At 43.7% G+C, this 6,398-nt stretch carries 5 protein-coding genes; all 5 read right to left on the bottom strand.

The features are described from left to right. Positions 1–7 precede the first annotated feature (7 nt). The 5 genes from VJ786_RS12575 to VJ786_RS12595 all read right to left on the bottom strand — a co-directional run bounded on the left by VJ786_RS12575 (position 8) and on the right by VJ786_RS12595 (position 6,286). Positions 8–844, bottom strand: coding sequence for a hypothetical protein (locus tag VJ786_RS12575; RefSeq protein ID WP_099366560.1), 837 nt, complete (start codon positions 842–844; stop codon positions 8–10). A 3-nt stretch (positions 845–847) separates the two neighbouring features. Beyond that, complete coding sequence (locus VJ786_RS12580; protein ID WP_134776226.1) at positions 848–4,270, bottom strand: carboxypeptidase regulatory-like domain-containing protein; 3,423 nt, start codon at positions 4,268–4,270, stop codon at positions 848–850. Between the two features lie 109 nt (positions 4,271–4,379). Beyond that, a complete protein-coding gene (locus VJ786_RS12585) occupies positions 4,380–5,084 on the bottom strand; it encodes a FecR family protein (protein WP_134776227.1) in 705 nt (234 codons plus the stop codon). Continuing rightward, positions 4,991–5,611, bottom strand: coding sequence for a hypothetical protein (locus VJ786_RS12590; RefSeq protein ID WP_134776228.1), 621 nt, complete (start codon positions 5,609–5,611; stop codon positions 4,991–4,993). The genes VJ786_RS12585 and VJ786_RS12590 overlap by 94 nt, the downstream gene beginning before the upstream one ends. Before the next feature lie 90 nt (positions 5,612–5,701). Continuing rightward, on the bottom strand, positions 5,702–6,286 hold the full coding sequence (locus VJ786_RS12595; RefSeq protein ID WP_134776229.1) for an RNA polymerase sigma factor: 585 nt from the start codon (positions 6,284–6,286) through the stop codon (positions 5,702–5,704). Between the last annotated feature and the right edge of the window lie 112 nt (positions 6,287–6,398).

Raw genomic sequence — 6,398 nt, forward strand, 5'->3', positions numbered from 1 at the left:
AGCCGGATTAAAATCTTTCCAAAACACTAAAAAAATTATTGACAGTAAATCCACCATCTTTATTATTATTGTAGGTATTATAATCTTCCTTAGAAAACGGGGTTACTTTACGAGGGTTTAGCCAAATTGTGTAAATATGCCTTCTTGAGGTTTTTTCCAAAAAATAATAAGCCCTAAATAAATCTTGAGAATTTCTACCCTTTATTTTTAATTCTTCTTTTTGATTATTCAATAATTTTAATTTTATAGCAACATATTTTTCATAATGTTTTACTTTAAAATATTCTTTTGGAAATTTAGATGAGATATTGAATATGGTATCTAACGGTTTTTCGGTATATTCAACATGCACCCAAGGTCTTGATTTTTCTTCTATTATGCCATAAACTGCGAGATGAAAAGGTTTCTTATCCGGGAATAAGTCTGTATTCTGTCCAAAAAACTTCACATACATATATCCTTTTTCGGTTTTAAAATCATCTAAAGGGTGTTTGTCACTTACAGTCAAGGTAGAATCGGCAAAATCTGAAACGTAATACACCTGGTTGATTTCTCTTTTATGGTTTGGAATTTGGTGCCATCCTGATAATTTAGCGTTATTGAAATTCAATTTAATTTTAATGCTGTCTTTGCCCGCTTCATAAGGTATTAGATATCGTCCTCGTTCCATTTTGTATTCATTCTCTTGATAGGTAATACTTTTCAAGGATAAATTCCCTATAGCATTCAATTTTATTTGGGTAACTGGCAGGATATTTTCATCAACTACGGATTTACTGCAGGCTTGGACAAATAAAAACCCCAGAACCAATCCAATCTGTACCCATAACATTTTCTTTCTCATGATTTAAAAATTATATGAAATATTTAGACCAAAGCGGCGACCATCCCTAAATCTGTAAAGGATAGCATCCCCATCGTCATAATTATATCTTAGATCCCCAACACTAGGTCTCTCTGCATTTTTAGGATCTAATTTAATCGCTTCTTCCATTTCTCCTGGAGACTTGTACTTTTCATTTCTATAAAATACAGCCCAATCATTCAACAGATTGGCAGCATTGAATTTTACCTCCATCTTTTTCTTCATAAAACGTGCATACACTTGGAGATCCAATTGTCTTGGGGCATTCTCAAACTCCACAAGGTTCATCTGCACATGGGTTAGCGAAGTCCGATGCCCCCTATGGTTGAAGCTACCTGTAATTCCATAATTTTCACCCCAATAAGCTATCCCGAGGTTCAACAACCAAGGCGATTGTCCTATTAATGGCCGATCCTGACCTGGCAATCTTTCTTTCGTTCTTACCACCTCCTCATCCACTCTTGTCGTTTTATAGATATCCAACACCTCTACCCTGGACCGCAATAGCGTTCCATTGCCAAACAGATATAGGTTCTTCAGCCAATTGGATTTCCCAAGGAATCCCATGTTTTTCCGGAATTCCAATTCTAGCCCTTTGTTATAGGCAGAAAGCATATTGTTATAATAGTAGGTTTTGGAATTTTCTGATCGACTCCGCATCAATTCTACCGGGGCATCCAGGTATTTATAATAGGCCGTAATGGAGAGCAGTTCCTCCGCACTCGGGTACCACTCCAAACGGACGTCGGTATTTTCTACTCCCGTGGTAAAAACATGTTCCCCATATACGTTGGCATTCAATTCCGGGATATTACCCCCTACCATTGCGGTTTCCCTGAAATCTGGCCGGATGGCTGTCCGTGAAAAAGAGCTTCTAAAATTGATGTTATGGGTGAGGTTTAACGTGGCGTTTACAGAAGGCATCCAGCGCACATCCTTGTCAAACACTCCCTTTTGATGCCGGTACAATGGATTATCAATTACAGTAGGATTAAATTCACTCCGTCTGGCAAATGCGGCATCCTGCTGGTTCTTGAGATCGTAATATTCTACACGGACCCCATATACCAACCTTAGGAAACGCCATAAACGTTGATCCATCATGGCATATAGGGAATGGTTCTTCATCCTTCCTTCAAACATGTTTCCATTGGTATAGCTGGGAAAATAATAAACTTGGTTATCCTGATCCCCCACGTTGGCATGGTCGGCAAAAATATCATGGTAGGAAAGGAAGGGAACCGTGCTTGATTCATTTCCTTTTACATAAGAACGCATCATAAACATTACCCTTTCCTGATCATAGCTCTTACGTTTGTCCCAACCTTGATAACCCACTTTGATGATATTTTGGTATTTATCCCCAAAATCGAAACTCTTCGACAAAGCGGTTGCCCAATTGTAGTCCACACCATCCGCTAAGGACCATAGCCTTCCTTCCCGACCCAATTCACCCGACCCAGTCTGTGAGGTAGTATAAACCGCTGGCGTCTGATACCGCATTTTCCCTTCATGCTCTAAAGTTGGGTTATACCGCAACCGACGCTCATCCAAGATCCGCATCTTGCTGTTATTCACGGTGAACATCCCTTCCAATTTGATGCGCCATGGAAAATGGTAGTCACCATTGATCTGATGCTGTAAAATGGAAAGGGATTCCGGCAATTGATATTGTTCCCTGGCCGGATGAAGATCATCCGACTCCACCGCATCCGAATAGTTCATTCGGTAATATTCCGAGAAATCATCGGCGTAGGTTCTCGAGTAGACATTTTTTATGGCCAGCTTAAATTTTGGACCTTGGATACCAATGTTCCCGATCAAACCGCTGCTGCTATTAAATCGATAGGTCACTCCAGGACCATTATAGCCAAATTTATCGCTATCCATCCATCTCCCAGTTACCTTTCCATCAGGCGAATAATGGATAAAAGTGGCACCGCGTACATTATTGGATTGCCTTAGGTTCTGTTCATTCCGGAAATTCGCACTGGCCACAAATCCCAAACGGATATCCTCCGGGAGATCAAATACCCGGCCCAAGGAAAACCTAAAATTCTGGTTGGGGCTTCCGATATACCTATTCCTTCTAAGAGGTTCAACCGTAAATCGTTTACTCTGCTCGATCGCATCCAAATCCCCATAGGTTCGAGGGTCGGTATGGATGATCAGAAACTTATCCTTAATGGATGGATCGGTTTGTTTCCCTCTTGGGATCACCTCCTTCTGCCGGGCTTCCATATGGATATACCATGGGGTAATCCCCGCCGGAATTTCGGCACTTTTATCATAGAACCCCAGGTACTCATTTGTTTTCCGCTCACCCAATCGATAGAAATCTTTACCTAGGCTCTGGCTATTTCCTCCGGTACCTAGGCTGATACTGGTAAAGTTGCGATCGGGGATGTCCAGGGTATTCACGGAGATCTGTCCTCCGGCAAATTCCGAAGAGACATCCGGCGTAGCAGTCTTGTTCACCACCACTGAGCTCACCAATTCCGTAGGGATGACATCAAAAGCGAAATCGCGTTTAAAGATGGAGGTACTTGGTAAATTCACCCCATCGATCTGGGCCTGATTATACCTGTCCGACATCCCCCGAACCACCACCGATCGGTTGTTCACCGTGGTTAAGCCGGTCACCCTTTTCAGTACCTGTCCCATATCGTTGTCGGGTGTCCTCGCGATCTCCTCCGCAGAGATCCCATCGGTTACCGAGGCCGCATTCTTCCTGGCGGCCAATAGCCCGGAAATTGTGGCTTTCTTAAAGGTTGTGGTGACCACCACCTCCTTGATCTTGGAACTGGTTTCCCTCATGGCGAGATCCATCCGTACCATTTCGCCTGCGCGAACCAGTACATCCACGACCTTTTGTGTCTGGTAGGACACGTGGCTGACCATGATGGTATACGTTCCGATAGGGACATCCATGCTGAAGGATCCATCGGCAGCCGTTCGGGTACTATAGCCGTTCTCCTGCAGTTTGATGCTCACCCGATAGATTCCCTTTCCCCTACTGTCCACAATCTTGCCGATGATCTTTCCCATCTGTTGCTTTGAAGCCTTAGCAGCAGATTTTGTATCGGCTACCTTATGGATGACCACGATATTGTTCTTGATGCTATAGCGGTAAGGCAGGTGGGAAAAACAGGCATTCAAGGCTTCTTCCAGCGTGGCGCTGGCCAGTTTAACGGTTACCTTGGACGTTCCGGCGAAGATATTGGCGTCATAAAAGAAATCGTAGCCCGATTGCTTTCTGGCTTCCAAGAGTACTTCCGGAATGCTGGCATTGGATTTAACCATACTGATTCGTTGTCCGTAGGTTTTTGCGGAAACCTGGATCAAACAACAGCAAATGAGGAGCATGCATAATTTCATAATGCGCATGACTTGATAAAAATTCATACTTTTGTTCTTGTATTAAGTTATCTAAAATTTGAGATTCAGATTTTATGAAGCGTTTACCAGGCGATGTTGTTACGAGCAGCATCGCCTATTTACTTCTTTAAGGGTATTATTTTCGCACTAACAACCTCCTTTCCGATAAGCTGATCTGGAATTGACCCGTGCTGTTCAGCATGTCTATGATGGCCGACAGGGGTTGTTTCCGGGATATGATACCGGAAAACCGTAGGTTTTCCAGCTCCGCCGGGCAGGATGCTTTCACATCATACCAGCGTTCGATCTCTTTTAATATATGGCCTAAAGAATGGTCCTGGAACTGGAAATCCCCATGACGCCAGGCGATGGCCTCGTCGGTTTTCCCGCTTCTGATATGTATCTGCTCACTTAGATAGGCCGTTTCGCCAGGATGCAGAATGGCCTGCCCTGCTGTTTGCTTACTGCGCACCAGCAATTTTCCGCTTGCCAAACTGGTGGTTTCCATTTCGCCCGCATAGGCCCGGATGTTAAAGGTGGTACCCAGCACCTCCACTTGTTGATGCTCGGTCTCTACAATAAATGGGACTTTTTTCCATTGCGGATTGCTCGAGCGTGAAGGAGATGAGGCTACCTCGAAGAAGACTTCACCGCTTACCTGGACTTTTCTTTCCTGCTCCTCAAAAAGGCTAGGAAAACGGATGCTGGAACCTGCATTCAGGTAGGCGATACTGCCATCGGAAAGCTCTACACGGTACTGCTGCGCATTGCTGGTCGAGATCCGATGGATGCTGGATTTCCTGGAAGGGCCTGCTGTTTGGAAATCTTGATAATGCGGCAATTTTTTGGGGATATAGACCACGCCATTGGCGGTATAACGTATTTGGACCGCTTGATCTTCGAATGCAATCCATCCTTCCTTTTGTCCTGAAGCTCTTTGCTGCCTGTTTTCGAGAAGGATAATAGGGCTTTTGTTTGGGCAGCCGGCACATCCTGCTGAACCATTTGCTCTTGGTTTTCTTGCCTATTCCCTATCCCATAGAATTTCCAAATCCAAAAGCTGAATGCCATCAATAGGAAAATCACGGCTGCCCAGGAAATCCATCGCTTATGGATGTTATAGACCTTGGTAGGTTTTGCATTATCGGAATTCATTTTGTTGCGGATGTGTGCATAGACCCGGGCAAGCAGTTCGGCTTCCTCGCCGTGCATAGGAATTTCTTTTCCCTCGATTTCAATCGGAATTTCTTTACCTTCTTCCCGATCTGTCAGCCTCAGAAAACAGATCTCCAATCGATCGATTTCCTCTGCTGTACAGGCGGAATGGCTGTATCTTTCCAATAACTTATCAAATTCCTTTTGGGTCATTTCTAACAAATACCTTGATGCGTCTATTAGAAAGGAACGAAATATTAAAAAATGGCTATTGGGAAAATCCGATTTAATAATTTGATAATATTAGATGAATATAAAACGGGTGGTTTTTAAGGTTTTGACGAAGCGTTTTCGGATCTCTTTTAATTGGTTGTTGACGGTGTGGGGCGAGGTCTGAAGTTCGGAGGCGATCTGCGCGATGGATTTCTTGTCCTCGAAACGGAGGGTATAGACCTGCCGCATGCGTTTGGGCAATTGGGAAATGGCTATTTCCAGGAGGGTTTCCAGTTCCTGGGTATGGGCCTGCTTGAAGGCCAGGGAAAGTTCTTCCAAGCCCAATAGACTTTCGGGCAGATTTTCCCAAATTTCATAGAGTATGGGCTGTTTTTTGTTTTTGCGGTAATAATTGAGGACCCGGTTGATGGCCATCCCATAGAGGTAGGGATAGATCTCGCCCTGGGGCTGGTATTTCTTCCTTCTTTCCCAAAGGCAGAGGAAAATATCCTGCAGGATATCCTGCGCAGCATCCCGGTCGCTGATCCGCTTGGTTATTTCTTGGAATAATCGGAGGGAATAAGCTTGATAGACTTCCTCAAAAGCCGCCTGGTTATCTTGCTGAATGGCTTCCCAACGCTTTTTATCCAGAGCTTTCATGGATGATTTTACCATAATTTTACTGTAATATTAAATTATATTCATCAAAATTAAAAATTTAGAAGTTGTAATCAAGATTATTTTTTTATGAATAAATTTGGGAGGAAGGGGGTTGGGGGGGGGTGGG

Origin of the sequence: Sphingobacterium tenebrionis, assembly GCF_037126265.1 — a bacterium.
Lineage (GTDB): Bacteria > Bacteroidota > Bacteroidia > Sphingobacteriales > Sphingobacteriaceae > Sphingobacterium > Sphingobacterium tenebrionis.

Bases quoted from the DNA above. Each gene is read 5' to 3' on its own strand.
- VJ786_RS12575 (WP_099366560.1), bottom strand. From the start codon at position 844: ATGAGAAAGAAAATGTTATGGGTACAGATTGGATTGGTTCTGGGGTTT.
- VJ786_RS12580 (WP_134776226.1), bottom strand. From the start codon at position 4,270: ATGAATTTTTATCAAGTCATGCGCATTATGAAATTATGCATGCTCCTC.
- VJ786_RS12590 (WP_134776228.1), bottom strand. From the start codon at position 5,611: ATGACCCAAAAGGAATTTGATAAGTTATTGGAAAGATACAGCCATTCC.
- VJ786_RS12595 (WP_134776229.1), bottom strand. From the start codon at position 6,286: ATGGTAAAATCATCCATGAAAGCTCTGGATAAAAAGCGTTGGGAAGCC.